The sequence below is a fragment of the Streptomyces sp. NPDC050504 genome, from assembly GCF_044458065.1.
Classification (GTDB): Bacteria; Actinomycetota; Actinomycetes; order Streptomycetales; family Streptomycetaceae; genus Streptomyces.
In genome coordinates this window covers 361,297-378,103 of record NZ_JBITHO010000008.1, presented here as the reverse complement: position 1 = coordinate 378,103, position 16,807 = coordinate 361,297, and the positions used below count along the sequence as shown (strand labels likewise).

The 16,807-nt window shown below is 71.4% G+C and carries 14 protein-coding genes; 13 read left to right on the top strand and 1 reads right to left on the bottom strand.

The genetic code is table 11. The features are described from left to right. Positions 1–47 precede the first annotated feature (47 nt). The 9 genes from ftsW (at position 48) to ACIBNE_RS29805 (ending at position 8,645) form a co-directional block, all read left to right on the top strand. Positions 48–1,397, top strand: coding sequence for a putative lipid II flippase FtsW (ftsW, locus tag ACIBNE_RS29845; protein ID WP_399276954.1), 1,350 nt, complete (start codon positions 48–50; stop codon positions 1,395–1,397). A gap of 6 nt (positions 1,398–1,403) precedes the next feature. Further along, on the top strand, positions 1,404–2,498 hold the full coding sequence (gene murG / locus ACIBNE_RS29840) for an undecaprenyldiphospho-muramoylpentapeptide beta-N-acetylglucosaminyltransferase (protein WP_399276952.1): 1,095 nt from the start codon (positions 1,404–1,406) through the stop codon (positions 2,496–2,498). A 17-nt stretch (positions 2,499–2,515) separates the two neighbouring features. After that, a complete protein-coding gene (locus ACIBNE_RS29835; protein WP_399276950.1) occupies positions 2,516–3,343 on the top strand; it encodes a cell division protein FtsQ/DivIB in 828 nt (275 codons plus the stop codon). 272 nt (positions 3,344–3,615) lie between these two features. Then, on the top strand, positions 3,616–4,836 hold the full coding sequence (ftsZ, locus tag ACIBNE_RS29830) for a cell division protein FtsZ (RefSeq protein WP_399276948.1): 1,221 nt from the start codon (positions 3,616–3,618) through the stop codon (positions 4,834–4,836). A gap of 7 nt (positions 4,837–4,843) precedes the next feature. Next, the gene (pgeF, locus tag ACIBNE_RS29825; RefSeq protein WP_399276946.1) at positions 4,844–5,584 is read left to right on the top strand and encodes a peptidoglycan editing factor PgeF; all 741 of its coding nucleotides are present in this window, start codon (positions 4,844–4,846) and stop codon (positions 5,582–5,584) included. After that, positions 5,581–6,300, top strand: coding sequence for a YggS family pyridoxal phosphate-dependent enzyme (locus ACIBNE_RS29820; protein ID WP_399276944.1), 720 nt, complete (start codon positions 5,581–5,583; stop codon positions 6,298–6,300). The genes pgeF and ACIBNE_RS29820 overlap by 4 nt, the downstream gene beginning before the upstream one ends. Before the next feature lie 140 nt (positions 6,301–6,440). Beyond that, positions 6,441–7,058 carry a cell division protein SepF gene (locus ACIBNE_RS29815; protein WP_399276942.1) on the top strand — a complete coding sequence of 206 codons (618 nt, stop codon included), beginning with the start codon at positions 6,441–6,443 and terminating at the stop codon, positions 7,056–7,058. Positions 7,059–7,129: 71 nt separating this feature from the next. Beyond that, a complete protein-coding gene (locus ACIBNE_RS29810) occupies positions 7,130–7,426 on the top strand; it encodes a YggT family protein (protein WP_399276940.1) in 297 nt (98 codons plus the stop codon). Between the two features lie 49 nt (positions 7,427–7,475). Next, on the top strand, positions 7,476–8,645 hold the full coding sequence (locus ACIBNE_RS29805; protein ID WP_399276938.1) for a DivIVA domain-containing protein: 1,170 nt from the start codon (positions 7,476–7,478) through the stop codon (positions 8,643–8,645). 197 nt (positions 8,646–8,842) lie between these two features. Here ACIBNE_RS29805 and ileS read toward each other — a convergent pair whose 3' ends face one another. Further along, positions 8,843–11,974 carry an isoleucine--tRNA ligase gene (gene ileS, locus ACIBNE_RS29800; protein WP_399276936.1) on the bottom strand — a complete coding sequence of 1,044 codons (3,132 nt, stop codon included), beginning with the start codon at positions 11,972–11,974 and terminating at the stop codon, positions 8,843–8,845. 575 nt (positions 11,975–12,549) lie between these two features. On the opposite strand from ileS, the gene ACIBNE_RS29795 reads away from it, so the two are divergent. The 4 genes from ACIBNE_RS29795 (at position 12,550) to ACIBNE_RS29780 (ending at position 16,787) form a co-directional block, all read left to right on the top strand. Beyond that, positions 12,550–13,404, top strand: a complete 855-nt coding sequence (locus ACIBNE_RS29795; protein WP_399276934.1) for a TraR/DksA family transcriptional regulator — start codon at positions 12,550–12,552, stop codon at positions 13,402–13,404. A 58-nt stretch (positions 13,405–13,462) separates the two neighbouring features. Beyond that, complete coding sequence (gene lspA / locus ACIBNE_RS29790) at positions 13,463–14,116, top strand: signal peptidase II (RefSeq protein WP_399276932.1); 654 nt, start codon at positions 13,463–13,465, stop codon at positions 14,114–14,116. Between the two features lie 30 nt (positions 14,117–14,146). Beyond that, entirely contained in the window at positions 14,147–15,091 is a 945-nt protein-coding gene (locus ACIBNE_RS29785) for an RluA family pseudouridine synthase (RefSeq protein ID WP_399276930.1), read from the top strand. Positions 15,092–15,200: 109 nt separating this feature from the next. Next, positions 15,201–16,787, top strand: a complete 1,587-nt coding sequence (locus ACIBNE_RS29780; protein WP_399276928.1) for a Na+/H+ antiporter — start codon at positions 15,201–15,203, stop codon at positions 16,785–16,787. Positions 16,788–16,807 lie beyond the last annotated feature (20 nt).

Sequence of the window (16,807 nt, the reverse complement as noted above, 5' to 3'; positions counted from 1 at the left end):
GCCGTTCCGGCCGCGGCCGGGCACGAGCAGTGGAGGGGACAGCGAGAATGCCGCGTACACCCGGCGGAGCCGTACGCAGGAGGCCGACCGTCGCCCGCCGCCCCGCGAGTCCGAGGCCCCGTGCCTCGATCCGCGGTGGCGGTGGCGGCGGCGTGCGGCGGCTCTACGAGCGGGCGCGCCGCGCCTGGGACCGGCCGCTGACCGCGTACTACCTGATCCTCGGCGCGGGGCTGCTGATCACGGTCCTCGGGCTCGTCATGGTGTTCTCCGCCTCGTCCATCAAGGCGCTGGAGCTCTCGCTCCCCTCCTCGTACTTCTTCCGCAAGCAGTTCTTCGCGGCGGCCATCGGCACCGTGCTGCTGCTGACCGCCTCCCGGATGCCCTCCAGGCTCACCCGCGCGCTGGCCTACCCGCTGCTGTTCGGCACCGTCTTCCTGATGGTCCTGGTGCAGGTTCCCGGGATAGGGGTGTCGATCAACGGCAACCAGAACTGGATCTCGCTGGGCGGCCCCTTCATGCTCCAGCCCAGCGAGTTCGGCAAGCTCGCGCTGATCCTGTGGGGCGCCGACCTGCTCGCCCGCAAGCACGACAAGCGGTTGCTGACGCAGTGGAAGCACATGCTGGTGCCGCTCGTCCCGGTCGCCTTCATGCTGCTCGGGCTGATCATGCTCGGCGGCGACATGGGCACCGCGATCATCCTCACCGCGATCCTCTTCGGGCTGCTCTGGCTGGCCGGCGCCCCCACCCGGCTCTTCGTCGGGGTGCTCGCGATCGCGGGCGCGGTCGGGGTGATGCTGATCAAGACGAGCGAGAACCGCATGGCGCGGTTCCAGTGCCTGGGCAAGACCGATCTGAGCCCGGACGGCGGCTGCTGGCAGGCCGTGCACGGCATCTTCGCGCTGGCCTCGGGCGGATGGTTCGGTTCCGGACTCGGTGCGAGTGTGGAAAAATGGGGTCAACTCCCCGAACCGCACACCGACTTCATCTTCGCCATCACCGGGGAGGAACTGGGCCTGGCGGGGACGCTGTCGGTGCTCGCCCTGTTCGCGGCTCTAGGCTATGCGGGTATCCGCGTGGCCGGACGCACGGAGAGCCCCTTCGTGAGGTATGCCGCGGGAGGCGTGACCACCTGGATCACGGCCCAGGCCGTGGTCAACATCGGTGCGGTGCTCGGGCTGCTGCCGATCGCGGGTGTTCCGCTCCCGCTGTTCTCCTACGGGGGTTCGGCCCTGCTGCCGACCATGTTCGCGGTGGGTCTGCTGATCGCCTTCGCACGGGAGGATCCCGCGGCGAAGGCGGCGCTGGCCATGCGGCAGCCCGGATTCGGCAAGCGGGCCAGGGTGAGATGGAAGTCGATGAGACGGCGCGTCAAGAAGCGTCCGTCCGGAGAGCGGTGAATTTCGGTGCATGTCGTACTCGCCGGTGGGGGGACCGCCGGCCACATCGAGCCCGCGCTCGCCCTCGCGGACGCCCTGCGCAGGCAGGACCCCACAGTGGGCATCACGGCGCTCGGTACGGAGAAGGGCCTGGAAACCAGGCTCGTACCCGAGCGCGGCTACGAGTTGGCGCTGATCCCGGCCGTACCGCTGCCGCGCAGGCCCACCCCCGAGCTGATCACCGTCCCGGGCAGGCTGCGCGGCACCATCAAGGCCGCCGAGCAGATCCTGGAGCGCACCAAGGCCGACTGCGTGGTCGGCTTCGGCGGCTACGTGGCGCTGCCCGGCTACCTCGCCGCCAAGCGCCTCGGCGTGCCCATCGTCGTCCACGAGGCCAACGCCCGCCCCGGCCTGGCCAACAAGATCGGCTCGCGGTACGCCGCTGCGGTCGCCGTCTCCACCCCCGACAGCAAGCTGCGCGGCGCCCGCTACGTCGGCATCCCGCTGCGCCGCACCATCGCCACGCTCGACCGCGCCCGGGTGCGCCCCGAGGCGCGCGCCGCCTTCGGCCTCGACCCCAACCTGCCGACGCTGCTGGTCTCCGGCGGCTCGCAGGGCGCCCGCCGCCTCAACGAGGTGGTCCAGCAGGCCGCGCCGATCCTCCAGCGCTCCGGGATCCAGATCCTGCACGCGGTCGGCCCGAAGAACGAACTGCCGCGTGTCGACAACATGCCGGGAATGCCGCCCTACATCCCGGTACCGTACGTGGACCGGATGGATCTCGCGTACGCGGCGGCCGACATGATGCTCTGCCGCGCGGGCGCCATGACCGTCGCCGAACTCTCCGCCGTCGGGCTCCCCGCCGCGTACGTCCCGCTGCCGATCGGCAACGGCGAACAGCGGCTCAACGCCCAGCCGGTGGTCAACGCGGGCGGCGGCCTGCTGGTGGACGACGCCCAGCTCACCCCCGAGTGGGTGGCGAACAACGTCCTGCCGGTGCTCGCGGATCCGCACCGGCTGTACGAGATGTCCCGCGCGGCCTCCGAGTTCGGCCGCAGGGACGCCGACGACCTGCTCGTCGGCATGGTCTACGAGGCGATCGCCGCACGCCGCCAGGCGTAGCGAGGAGGCAGGGGAGCGTGGCCGGACCCAGTACCGCCGAGCGCGGTGCGCGCAAGCCGAAGTCCGGCACGTCCCGCCCCCGTCCGGGCGGGAAGGGCGGGGCGGGCCGCAAGGGGGCCGGGGGCGGCAAGCGCTTCCGGCCGCCCGGCCGGGTCGGGCTGATCGTCGCGGGCGTGCTGGCCCTCGCGCTCGTCTCGGGCGGGATCTGGGTGCTGTACGGCTCCTCCTGGCTGCGCGTCGAACGGGTCAGGACCACCGGCACCGAGGTCCTGACCCCCCGTGAGGTCGAAGCGGTGGCGGACGTTCCGCTCGGGGCGCCGCTGATCTCCGTGGACACCGGCGCGATGGAGCGCAGGCTCCGCGCGAAGCTGCCCCGCATCGACTCGGTGGACGTGGTGCGGTCGTGGCCGCACGGAATCGGTCTGAAGGTGACCGAGAGAAAGCCCGTACTGCTGCTGGAAAAAGGTGCGAAGTTCGTCGAAGTGGACGCGGAGAGTGTGCGTTTCGCCACGGTCGACCGGGCGCCCAAAGGCGTACCCCTCCTTCGGCTGACTCCCGACCGGTCGCCGAGCCTGCGCAGGTTCGGCGCGGACCGGCTGCTTTCCGAAGCTGTGCGCGCGACGGGTGAACTCCCGGAGAAAGTCGCGCGGGAGACCCGCGTCGTCGAGGTGACGTCGTACGACTCCATCACTCTGGGACTGAGCGGCGGGCGCACCGTGCTGTGGGGGAGCGCCGACGAGGGGCCCGCGAAGGCGCGGGCCCTGGTCGCTCTGATGAAGGCGGTGCCCAAAGCCGGGCACTTCGACGTAAGTGCCCCCAGCTCGCCCTCGTCGTCCGGGAGTTGACGGAGAAACACGCTGGCCAGCACCCTGGTTGGTCAGCGCTATGGGTGATCACATAGGGTGAAAAGAAAAACGGGAGGTTCGGCGTGTTCGTTGAACGCGCGCCACTTGTCGACTTAGTGTCCTGTTCGGAGAGTCCAAGAAGCAGACACACTGGTAACCCTAAACTTCAGCGTTAGGGTTTGGGTCGGCGTTCGGACCGTCCCAATCGGCATCGTCACCGCGGCGCGGACCGCGCAGCGGCGACACGTAAATCGAGGCGAGAGGCCTTCGACGTGGCAGCACCGCAGAACTACCTCGCAGTCATCAAGGTCATCGGTGTCGGCGGCGGTGGTGTCAATGCCATCAACCGAATGATCGAGGTCGGCCTCAAGGGCGTCGAGTTCATCGCGATCAACACCGATGCGCAGGCACTGTTGATGAGCGACGCCGACGTCAAGCTCGACGTCGGCCGCGAACTCACCCGCGGCCTTGGCGCCGGCGCCAACCCGGCAGTCGGTCGCAAGGCGGCAGAGGACCACCGCGAGGAGATCGAGGAGGTCCTCAAGGGGGCCGACATGGTCTTCGTGACCGCCGGCGAGGGCGGCGGCACCGGCACCGGCGGCGCACCCGTCGTCGCCAACATCGCGCGCTCGCTCGGCGCCCTGACGATCGGTGTGGTCACCAGGCCGTTCACCTTCGAGGGCCGCCGTCGCGCCAACCAGGCGGAGGACGGCATCGCCGAGCTCCGCGAAGAGGTCGACACCCTCATCGTCATCCCCAACGACCGGCTGCTGTCCATCTCGGATCGCCAGGTCTCGGTCCTCGACGCCTTCAAGTCGGCCGACCAGGTCCTGCTCTCCGGCGTCCAGGGCATCACCGACCTCATCACCACCCCGGGTCTGATCAACCTCGACTTCGCCGACGTCAAGTCGGTCATGTCCGAGGCCGGTTCCGCGCTCATGGGCATCGGCTCGGCGCGCGGCGACGACCGTGCGGTGGCCGCGGCCGAGATGGCGATCTCCTCGCCGCTCCTCGAAGCCTCCATCGACGGCGCCCGCGGTGTGCTGCTCTCCATCTCCGGCGGCTCCGACCTCGGTCTCTTCGAGATCAACGAGGCCGCGCAGCTGGTCAGCGAGGCCGCCCACCCCGAGGCCAACATCATCTTCGGCGCCGTCATCGACGACGCGCTGGGCGACGAGGTCCGGGTCACGGTCATCGCGGCCGGGTTCGACGGCGGTCAGCCGCCGGCCCGCAGGGACAACGTGATCGGCGCGACCTCCACCAAGCGCGAGGAGCCCGCGCCCCCGCCGCGCATCGCCGAGGCGCCGCGCGCCGCGAGCGGGCTCGGCACGGTCCCGCCGCGCGAGGAGCCCGCGGCCCCGGCCCCCGAGCCGGCGCCCGCGGCCAACGAGTCGCCGCTCCAGCCGGTGAGCCCGCCGCACGTCCCGCCGGCCCGCCCGTCCTACGCGGACACCTCGGCCGAAGAGCTGGACGTCCCGGACTTCTTGAAGTGATCCAGAAGTGATAGGGCAGCAGGAACACGCGAACGGCGCGCACTTCGCCTTCACCGACAGGTGGGGCGGGGTGAGCGCCGTTCCGTACGAGGAGCTGAACCTCGGCGGCGCGGTCGGCGACGACCCGGCCGCCGTGCTGGCCAACCGCGAGCTGGCCGCCAAGTCGCTCGGGCTCGACCCGGCGCTCGTCGTCTGGATGAACCAGGTGCACGGCTACGACGTCGAGGTGGTCGAAGGGCCGTGGGGCGACGGCGCGGTCCCGGCGGCCGACGCCGTGGTCACCGCCCGGCGCGGCCTCGCGCTCGCCGTCCTCACCGCCGACTGCGTGCCGGTGCTGCTGGCCGACCCGGTCGCCGGGGTCGTGGGCGCCGCGCACGCGGGGCGCCCCGGCATGGTCGACGGGGTGGTGCCCGCCGCGGTCGCGGCGATGGCGGAACTCGGTGCCGAGCCGTCCCGGATCGTGGCCCGCACCGGGCCCGCGGTCTGCGGACGCTGCTACGAGGTGCCCCAGGAGATGCGCGCCGAGGTCGCCGTCACGGAACCGGCCGCGTTCTCCGAGACCAGCTGGGGCACTCCGGCGGTCGACGTGGCGGCCGGCGTGCACGCACAGCTCGAAGCACTGGGGGTGCGGGACCGGCGCGCGTCGGACGTGTGCACCCTGGAGTCGGGTGACCACTACTCGTACCGTCGCGACCGCACCACCGGGCGGCTCGCCGGGTACGTCTGGCTGGACGGACAGGGGACATGACGGATCGAAGGGCCCAACTCGCCGAGAACCTGGCGCGGGTGGAGGAAAGGATCGTTTCGGCCTGCGCGTCCGCCGGTCGCAAGCGGGACGAAGTGACCCTGATCGTGGTCACCAAGACCTACCCGGCGAGCGACGTCAGGCTCCTGCACGAACTGGGCGTGCGGCACGTCGCGGAGAACCGCGACCAGGACGCGGCGCCGAAGGCCGCGGAGTGTGCGGACCTCGATCTGTCCTGGCACTTCGTGGGTCAGTTGCAGACCAACAAAGTCCGTTCCGTGGTGGGTTATGCCGGTGTGGTGCAGTCGGTCGACCGCGCCAGGCTCGTCACCGGTCTCTCCGCCGCCGCGGAGAAGGCCGGGCGCGAGCTCGGCTGCCTGGTCCAGGTCGCGCTCGACGCGGAGTCGGGCGCGCGCGGGGAGCGCGGCGGCGTCGCGCCGGACGGCGTCGCGGAGTTGGCGGACGCGGTCGCCGCGGCGCCGGGGCTCAGGCTCGACGGTCTGATGACCGTGGCGCCGCTGGCCGGGGAGTACGCGGGTGACCCGAGGGCCGCCTTCGATCGGCTGATGGATTTGTCGACTGCCCTGCGCGTGACCCGTCCGGCTGCCACCATGGTCTCGGCGGGAATGAGCGCGGACCTCGAACAGGCCGTGGCGGCCGGAGCGACACATGTACGCATCGGCAGCGCGGTACTCGGAGACCGCCCCCGGCTCGGGTAACGTCGCGAAGCAAGTCGGACCACAGCAGAAAATATGGTCATCCCCGCCGGAAGGCGGGCGGGCCGAGTGGATCGCGGGCACTTCGTGACGCTACGACCTTTTGACAAGGGCGATCCACCACAGAGCGGAGGACTCAGAGCATGGCCGGCGCGATGCGCAAGATGGCGGTCTACCTCGGCCTCGTGGAGGACGATGGGTACGACGGCCGGGGCTTCGACCCCGATGACGACTTCGAGCCCGAACTGGAGCCCGAGCCCGAGCGGGACCGCCGCAGGCACCAGCCCGCACACCAGGTGGAGCGGGAAAGGGAAGAACCGGTACGAGCGGTACAGCCCCCGGCTCAGCGCGAGCCGGTTCAGCTCCCGGCGGAAAGCGGACGACCCGCACGAATCGCCCCCGTGGCATCCATCACACCTGAACGCCCGAACATGGAGAAGAACGCACCGGTGATCATGCCCAAGGTCGTGTCCGAGCGGGAGCCCTACCGCATCACCACGCTGCACCCCAGGACCTACAACGAGGCCCGTACGATCGGGGAACACTTCCGTGAGGGCACTCCGGTGATCATGAATCTCACGGAGATGGACGACATCGACGCGAAGCGACTTGTCGACTTTGCCGCAGGACTCGTCTTCGGTCTGCATGGCAGCATTGAGCGGGTAACGCAGAAGGTGTTCCTGTTGTCTCCTGCTAACGTCGATGTCACGGCGGAGGACAAGGCCCGTATCGCAGAGGGCGGGTTCTTCAACCAGAGCTGAGAAACGCGACACCGGGAACGACCCCGGCCGGCAGGCCGGAACGACAGAGCAAGGGGAGAGGGAAGCGCGGGATGGGCATCGCACTAACTGTGGTCTACATCGCGCTGACGTGCTTCCTCGTCGTGTTGTTCATCCGGCTGGTCATGGACTACGTCTTGCAGTTCGCCCGGTCGTGGCAGCCCGGCAAGGCGATGGTGGTGCTCCTGGAGGCCACCTACACTGTCACCGATCCACCGCTCAAGCTTCTGCGGCGGTTCATCCCGCCGTTGCGTTTCGGGGGCGTGGCACTCGACCTGTCCTTCTTCGTTCTGATGATCATCGTTTTCATACTGCGACAGTTCGTGAGTTCACTGGCGAGCTCAGTGTGAGCGATACGGTCCTGCCGACTGCCGACGACTACGTAGAGGTGAAGAAGAGATGCCGCTGACCCCCGAGGACGTGCGGAACAAGCAGTTCACGACCGTCCGCCTCCGAGAAGGCTATGACGAGGACGAGGTCGATGCCTTCCTTGACGAGGTCGAGTCGGAGCTGACCCGTCTGCTCCGGGAGAACGAGGACCTGCGCGCCAAGCTGGCCGCCGCCACGCGTGCCGCCGCGCAGAACCAGCAGCAGGGCGGCATGCGCAAGCCCGAGCCCCAGGACGGCCGCGGCGGTCCCGGCGCTCCGGTGCCCGCCGCCATATCCGGACCGCCCGTCCAGCAGCAGCCCCCGCAGATGGGTCCGCCCCAGCTGCCCGGTGGTGCTCCGCAGCTCCCCGCCGGCCCCAGCGGCCACGGTCCGCAGGGCCCGCACGGCCCCGGCCCGCAGGGTCCCCACGGTCCCGGCCCCGGCCAGATGCAGGGCGGCCCCATGGGCGGTCCGATGCAGGGCGGCATGCAGGGCGGCCCCATGCAGGGTGGCCCCATGCAGGGCGGCCCGATGGGCGGACCCATGGGCGGTCACGGCCCGCAGATGCCGCAGCCCGGTCAGGCCCCCGGTGGCGACAGCGCCGCCCGTGTCCTCTCGCTGGCCCAGCAGACCGCCGACCAGGCGATCGCCGAGGCCCGCTCCGAGGCCAACAAGATCGTCGGCGAGGCCCGGTCGCGCGCCGAGGGCCTGGAGCGGGACGCCCGCGCCAAGGCCGACGCGCTGGAGCGGGACGCCCAGGAGAAGCACCGCGTCGCGATGGGCTCCCTGGAGTCCGCGCGCGCCACGCTGGAGCGCAAGGTCGAGGACCTGCGGGGCTTCGAGCGTGAGTACCGCACGCGTCTGAAGTCGTACCTGGAGTCGCAGCTGCGTCAGCTGGAGACCCAGGCGGACGACTCGCTGGCTCCGCCGCGGACGCCGGCGACCGCCTCGCTGCCGCCGTCGCCCTCGATGGCTCCGGCCGGTGCGGGCGCCCCGATGGGCCACACCATGGGCGGCAACCCCTCGATGGGCGGCAACCAGCCCATGGGCACGGGCTCGGCGCCGTCGTACGGCGGGCAGCAGCAGATGTCGCCCGCGATGACGCAGCCGATGGCACCGGTGCGGCCGCAGGCGCCGCAGCCGATGCAGCAGGCGCCTTCGCCGATGCGGGGCTTCCTCATCGACGAGGACGACAACTGAGGGGCCGCGGCGTGATGTAGCCGTCGGCAGGCTGTAGGGCCGGGCCCGGGAGCGGAAGCTCTCCGGGCCCGGCCCTTTTTGGTACGTGGACGCTGGTTCCCGTCGCCCGGGGGAGCCAAAAGACCGCGCAGTTCCCCGCGCCCCATAAAAGGGGCGCGGGGAACTGCGCGAGCGGGGAGGGGCGGCCCCCGTACCCCCTACTGCTTGCGGAGGTGGAACGTGAGGGACAGGCCCTCGTCCTCGAACGCCTCGCCGTACGTCCCGTCCGCCTCGCCCTGCGCGTAGTCCAGCGCCAGCACCTCGTCCGCGATGAGCTCCGCGTGGGCCGTGAGGGCCGAGGAGACCTCCGCGTCCGTGGACCGCCACCGCACCGCGATGCGGTCCGCGACGTCCAGGCCGCTGTTCTTGCGGGCCTCCTGGATCAGCCGGATCGCGTCACGGGCCAGGCCCGCAAGACGCAGCTCCGGGGTGATCTCCAGGTCGAGGGCGACCGTGGCGCCCGCGTCGGAGGCCACCGACCAGCCCTCGCGCGGGGTCTCCGTGATGATGACCTCGTCCGGCGCGAGCAGGATCGTCTCGCCGTTCACCTCCAGCGGGGCCTCGCCCGAGCGCAGGGCCAGGGAGAGCGCCGCCGCGTCCGCGGCCGCGACCGCCTTCGCCACGTCCTGGACGCCCTTGCCGAAGCGCTTGCCCAGCGCGCGGAAGTTCGCCTTGGCGCTCGTGTCGACCAGCGAGCCGCCCACCTCGGAGAGCGAGGCGAGCGAGGAGACGTTCAGCTCCTCGGTGATCTGGGCGTGCAGCTCGGGGGAGAGGGCGTCGAAGCCGCTCGCCGCGACGAGCGCGCGGGACAGCGGCTGACGGGTCTTGACCCCGGACTCGGCGCGCGTCGCACGGCCCAGCTCCACCAGCCGGCGCACCAGCGCCATCTGCGAGGAGAGCGCCGGGTCGATCGCGGCCGGGTCGGCCTTCGGCCACGCGGCGAGGTGCACCGACTCGGGGGCGTCCGGGGCCACCGGAACCACCAGGTCCTGCCACACCCGCTCGGTGATGAACGGGGTGAGCGGGGCCATCAGCCGGGTCACGGTCTCCACGACCTCGTGCAGCGTGCGCAGCGCCGCCTTGTCGCCCTGCCAGAAGCGGCGGCGCGAGCGGCGCACGTACCAGTTGGAGAGGTCGTCGACGAAGGCGGAGAGCAGCTTGCCCGCGCGCTGGGTGTCGTACGCCTCCATGGCCTGCGTCATCTGGTCGACGAGCGCGTGCAGTTCGGAGAGCAGCCAGCGGTCCAGGACCGGGCGGTCCGCGGGGGCCGGGTCGGCCGCCGAGGGGGCCCAGCCGGACGTGCGGGCGTACAGGGCCTGGAAGGCGACCGTGTTCCAGTACGTGAGCAGCGTCTTGCGCACGACCTCCTGGATCGTGCCGTGGCCCACGCGCCGCGCCGCCCACGGGGAGCCGCCCGCCGCCATGAACCAGCGCACCGCGTCCGCGCCGTGCTGGTCCATCAGCGGGATGGGCTGGAGGATGTTGCCCAGGTGCTTGGACATCTTGCGGCCGTCCTCGGCGAGGATGTGGCCGAGGCAGACGACGTTCTCGTAACTCGACTTGTCGAAGACCAGCGTGCCGACCGCCATCAGCGTGTAGAACCAGCCGCGGGTCTGGTCGATGGCCTCGGAGATGAACTGCGCCGGGTAGCGGCTCTCGAACAGCTCCTTGTTCCGGTACGGGTACCCGTACTGCGCGAACGGCATCGAGCCCGAGTCGTACCAGGCGTCGATGACCTCGGGGACGCGCGTCGCCGTGGCCGAGCAGGTCGGGCAGGGGAACGTGACGTCGTCGATGAACGGGCGGTGCGGGTCGAGCTCCGACTGGTCGGTGCCGGTCAGCTCGGTCAGCTCGGCGCGCGAGCCGACGCAGGTGAGGTGGTTCTCCTCGCAGCGCCAGATCGGCAGCGGGGTGCCCCAGTAGCGGTTGCGGGACAGCGCCCAGTCGACGTTGTTGTTCAGCCAGTCGCCGAAGCGGCCGTGCTTGACCGAGTCGGGGAACCAGTTGGTCTTCTCGTTCTCTTCGAGGAGACGCTGCTTGACCTCGGTCGTGCGGATGTACCAGGAGGGCTGCGCGTAGTAGAGGAGCGCGGTGTGGCAGCGCCAGCAGTGCGGGTAGCTGTGCTCGTACGCGATGTGGCGGAAGAGCAGGCCGCGCTCGTCCAGGTCCTTGGTCAGGGCCTCGTCGGCCTTCTTGAAGAAGACGCCGCCGACCAGCGGGACGTCCTCCTCGAAGGTGCCGTCGGGGCGGACCGGGTTCACGACCGGCAGGCCGTACGCGCGGCAGACCGCGAGGTCGTCGGCGCCGAACGCGGGGGACTGGTGGACCAGACCCGTGCCGTCCTCGGTGGTGACGTACTCGGCGTTGACGACGTAGTGCGCCTCCGCGGGGAACTCCACGAGGTCGAAGGGGCGCTGGTAGGTCCAGCGCTCCATCTCGGCGCCGGTGAAGGACTGCCCGGTGGCCTCCCAGCCCTCGCCGAGCGCCTTCTCCAGCAGCGGCTCGGCGACGACGACCTTCTCCGCGCCGTTGGTGGCGACGACGTAGGTGACGCCCGGGTGCGCGGCGACGGCCGTGTTGGAGACCAGCGTCCAGGGGGTCGTCGTCCACACCAGCAGCGCGGCCTCGCCCGCGAGGGGGCCGCCGGTCAGCGGGAAGCGGACGTAGACGGACGGGTCGACGACCGTCTCGTAGCCCTGGGCCAGCTCGTGGTCGGAGAGGCCGGTGCCGCAGCGGGGGCACCAGGGGGCGACGCGGTGGTCCTGGGCGAGCAGGCCCTTGTCGAAGATCTGCTTCAGCGACCACCAGACGGACTCGATGTACTGCGGGTCCATCGTGCGGTACGCGTCGTCGAGGTCGACCCAGTAGCCCATGCGGGTCGTCAGCTCGGCGAAGGCGTCGGTGTGCCGGGTCACGGACTCGCGGCACTTGGCGTTGAACTCGGCGATGCCGTACGCCTCGATGTCCTTCTTGCCGTTGAAGCCGAGCTCCTTCTCGACCGCCAGCTCGACGGGCAGGCCGTGGCAGTCCCAGCCGGCCTTGCGGGCCACGTGGTAGCCCTGCATGGTCCGGAAGCGCGGGAAGACGTCCTTGAAGACGCGGGCCTCGATGTGGTGGGCGCCCGGCATGCCGTTGGCGGTGGGCGGGCCCTCGTAGAACACCCACTCGGGGCGGCCCTCGGACTGCTGAAGGCTCTTGTCGAAGACCTTGGCCTCGCGCCAGAAATCGAGCACGGCGTGCTCAAGGGCGGGCAGGTCGACCTGGGCGGGCACCTGGCGGTACTGCGTCATCGGATCTTCCTCCGGCGGATGCTGCGATTCCGTCCGGAGGGACGAGAGCGTGTGCTGCCTGCTCCCGCGGTACCACCCTCCTTGGCCCCGGGCGCGCCGCCCGTGGCCCCCTCATTGGGGTCGCGATGCCGGGTCTACGGCCCGCCGGGACGCGGCGGGCTTTCTTCCGGCGGCTCAGGGGTGATCTTCACGTCCGCGCTGGCCCCCGGGCTCGCACCGTCCCCGGGTCGCTCCTGGCTGCGTACGGACGCTACTCGTCCCTTCCACGCCTTTCGCTCCGGCCAGTGTAAGGGGCCGTACGGGCGCCCGCCGACCGGTTTCCGAGGGGCGCGGGCGCGGGTGCGCACGTGACCCGAATGGCCACACGGGCCCGCGCGGAGTCCACCGATGCCCGTGCGGCGCGGGCGCGGGGCGCGGAACTGGGCACTCGGGGCGCGCGCGGGGGTCGGGGAGGGGCCGGGCGGGCGTCCGGCGGGCGTTTCGGGCGGCGTGCCCCGTTGCCGCGGGTTCCGGGTCGATTTATCGTCCCAGCACGATTCGCGAGCAAGATCACAATATGTGAAGGGGCCGCGACCATGGTGGCGAAGAAGACCACGGGATCCGCAGGCGCGGTGCCGGAGAAGCCCGGGGAGCCGGCGAAGGGCGCCGTCGCGGACGAGGGCGCCGCGAAGAAGGCGGCTGCCGGGAAGGCGACCGCGAAGGGTCCCGGGAAGAAGGCGGCGGGAAAGCGGGCCGCGGCTGGTTCCGGCGCCGATGCGTCACGCGCGGGCTCCGCGGGTAAGGCGTCACAGACGGCGGAGGGCGACGGCCGGAGCGACGGCGCGCCCCCGAAGAAGGCGGCATCCGCGAAGAGGGCCGCGGCCGGGGAGAAGGCCGCGAAGAAGGCCGCTGCGGCGGCCCAGGGGGCGGCCGAGGCCGCCGGGCAGACGGGAGCCAAGACGGTGGTTGCGAAGAAGACAGCGGGCCGGGCGGCGGCTGCGGGGAAGGGCGCGGCGGCCAAGCCGGTGCCGCAGGCCCGGGTCGCGGTCGTGCCCGGCGAGCTCGCCGTACGGCCGGGTGAGGATCCCTGGACCCCGGACGAGGTGGCCGACGCGCGGGCCGAGCTGGAGAGCGAGATCCTGCGGCTGCGCAGCGAGCTGGCGGTGTCCGAGGAGTCCCTGGCCGGACTGATGCGCGACTCGGGCGACGGCGCGGGCGACGACGAGGCCGACACGGGCACCAAGAACATCGCCCGCGAGCACGAGATGGCGCTCGCCGGGGTCGCCCACGAGATGCTGGAGCAGACCGAGCGGGCCCTGGCGCGGCTGGACGCGGGGACGTACGGACTGTGCGAGGTCTGCGGCAAGCCGATCGGCAAGGCCAGGATGCAGGCGTTCCCGCGGGCCACCCTCTGCGTGGAGGACAAGCAGAAGCAGGAGCGGCGAGGCTGAACCGTACGTGTGTGCCGTACCCTCGTGCACAGTCAGGCACCTAGGTTGAGGGACTCACGTGGCAGAGGCGGAGCGCATCATCGGTACGCCAGATGTTGAGGGAGCCGAGCCCGAGGAGCGGTCCTCGCAGGCGCGCTCCTCCGAGGAGCAGGGCCCGGAGGAACGGTCCGGGGCCGTTGCCGGGTCCGCGCGGGCCGGGCAGGACGGGGCCGCCGCCGCGCCCAGGGGCGGGCGGAAGATCGCGGTGCTCTTCGCCGTCGCCCTCGTCGCCTACCTCCTCGACCTCGGCAGCAAGATGCTCGTGGTGGCCAAGCTGGAGCACCACGAGCCGATCGAGCTGATCGGCGACCTGCTGAAGCTGCACGCGATCCGCAACCCCGGCGCCGCCTTCGGCATGGGCGAGGCGTTCACGATCGTCTTCACCTTCATCGCCGCGACCGTGATCGTGGTGATCGCCAAGCTGGCGCGCAAGCTCTACAGCCTGCCCTGGGCGATCGCGCTCGGCCTGCTGCTGGGCGGGGCGCTCGGCAACCTCACCGACCGCATCTTCCGCTCGCCGGGCGTCTTCGAGGGCGCGGTGGTCGACTTCATCGCCCCGGCCCGCTTCGCGGTCTTCAACCTCGCCGACTCGGCCATCGTCTGCGGCGGGATCCTGATCGTGATCCTGTCGTTCAAGGGCCTGGACCCGGACGGGACCGTCCACAAGGACTAGCGCGGGCCCGCGGCAAGGCATACTCGACGGGTGAGTACGTTTCCGGAAGTCCGCACCCTGCCCGTCCCCGATGGCCTGGAGGGCGAGCGCGTCGACGCCGCCATCTCCCGCATGTTCGGGTTCTCCCGCACCAAGGCCGCCGAGCTGGCCGCGGCGGGGAAGGTGCAGGTCGACGGTGCGGTCGTCGGGAAGTCCGAGCGGGTGCACGGCGGCGCCTGGCTGGAGGTCGAGATGCCCGCCCCCGCCGCGCCCGTGCAGGTCGTGGCGGAGCCCGTCGAGGGCATGGAGATCGTCCACGACGACGACGACATCGTCGTGATCATGAAGCCGGTGGGCGTCGCCGCCCACCCGAGCCCCGGCTGGACCGGCACGACCGTGATCGGCGGGCTCGCCGCCGCCGGGTACCGCATCTCCACCTCGGGCGCCGCCGAGCGCCAGGGCATCGTGCACCGCCTCGACGTGGGCACCTCAGGCCTGATGGTGGTCGCCAAGTCCGAGCGCGCGTACACCTCGCTCAAGCACCAGTTCCGCGAGCGCATCGTGGACAAGCGCTACCACACGCTGGTGCAGGGCCACCCCGACCCGATGAGCGGCACCATCGACGCCCCCATCGGGCGCCACCCCCAGCACGACTACAAGTGGGCCGTGACCGCCGAGGGCAAGCCCTCGGTCACGCACTACGACCTCATCGAGGCGTACCGCGCGGCCTCGCTGCTCGACATCAAGCTGGAGACCGGCCGCACCCACCAGATCCGGGTGCACATGTCGGCCCACCGCCACCCCTGCGTCGGCGACCTCACCTACGGCGCCGACCCGACCCTCGCCAAGCGCCTCGGCCTCACCCGCCAGTGGCTGCACGCCGTGCGGCTCGGCTTCGAGCACCCGGCGGACGGGCAGTGGGTGGAGTTCTCCAGCGAGTACCCCGACGACCTGCGCGTCGCCCTGGAGAAGATCGAGGCGGAGACCAACGGCTGAGCCCGCGGGGCGGTTGGTGACCTCTTGCCACCCAGTGTCCGATTCGTGCGCTCTGCGTGACAGGCTGGTGCCCTGATCGTTTGAGGTACCGCATGCCCGGAGGCCCGCCGTGGACCAGTTGGCGCTGTTGTTGCTGCTCATGCTCGGGGCGGTGGTCACCGTCCCGCTCGGCCAGCGCCTCGGTCTGCCCGCGCCCGTCCTGATGACCCTCTTCGGGATCCTCCTGGCACTGCCCGACTTCATCCCCAACGTCGAGATCCCGCCCGAGTACATCCTGCCGCTGGTGCTGCCGCCGCTGCTCTACGCGGCAGTCCAGCGCACCTCGTGGCGCCAGTTCACCGCCAACATCCGGCCCATCCTGCTGCTCGCCGTCGCCCTGGTCTTCGTGACCACCGCGGCCGTCGCGGCCGTGGCCTCCGCGGTCGTACCCGGCCTGCCGCTGGCCGCCGCCGTGGTGCTCGGCGCGATGATCGCCCCGCCCGACCCGGTCGCCGCGACCGCCGTCGCGGGCTCGCTGGGGCTGCCGCGCCGCCTCGTCTCGATCCTGGAGGGCGAGGGCCTGTTCAACGACGTCACCGCGATCGTGATGTACCACGTGGCGATCGCCGCCGCCGTGAGCGGCACCTTCTCCTGGCCCTCGGCGATCGGCGAGCTGGCGCTCTCCGCGGTGGTCGCCGTCGCCGTCGGCCTCGCGCTCGGCTGGGCCACCAACCGGCTGATGGGCTTCCTCGGCGACGCCACGCTCCAGATCGGCCTCACCCTCCTCGTGCCGTTCGTCGGCTACGTGCTCGCCGAGGAGCTGATGGGCTCGGGCGTCCTCGCCGTCCTGGTCACCGCGCTCTTCCTGGCGCAGTACGCGGTGGACGCCGACGATGTGATGGGCCGCCTCGCCGGGCGCACCTTCTGGGAGGTCGTGGACACGCTCGTCACCGGCATCGCCTTCGGGCTCATCGGCCTCGAACTGCACAACGTCTTCGGCACCGCCGACGGGCGCTGGGCGCAGATGCTGGGCTGGAGCGCCGCCGTGATCGCCGTGGTCGTCGGGGTCCGCCTGGCCTGGCTGGCCCCCGCGACCTGGCTGGCCAAGAAGCTGCACTCGCGGCGCGACTACGACGAGGAGATCCCCACGTCCTGGCGCGAGACCGTGGTCATGTGGTGGTCGGGGATGCGCGGCGTCGCGTCGATCGCGCTGGCCCTGGCCATCCCGGTGACCACGGACGACGGCTCGCCCTTCCCGCTGCGCGACGAGATCGTCTTCATCGCCTTCGCGGTGGTGCTCGCGACCCTCGTGCTCCAGGGGCTGACCCTGCCGTGGCTGGTGCGGCGGCTCGGGGTGAAGGCCGACGCGAACGCCGAGCGCGAGCTGGAGCACGGGCTGGCGCTGCGTGCGGCCAAGGCCGCCAAGCGCCGCCTCAAGGAGATCGAGGAGGTCGAGGAGCTGCCGGAGGAGATCGCCGAGCGGCTGCAGCGCGGCGCGCTCGACATGGGGGCGCGGATCAGCCCGGACCTGCTGGACGAGGAGCGGCGCGAATGGTTCACCAAGCGGGTGGACCGGATCAAGACCGTGCAGCGCGTCCAGCGGGAGATGATGTCGGCCGCGCGGCACGAGGTGCTCGCCGCGCGCGGCGAGCCGGGCGTCGACCCCGAGGTGGTGGACCGGGTGCTGCACCAGCTGGACGTGCGCAGCATGCGCTGATCCGGCCCGGGAGCCCGGCC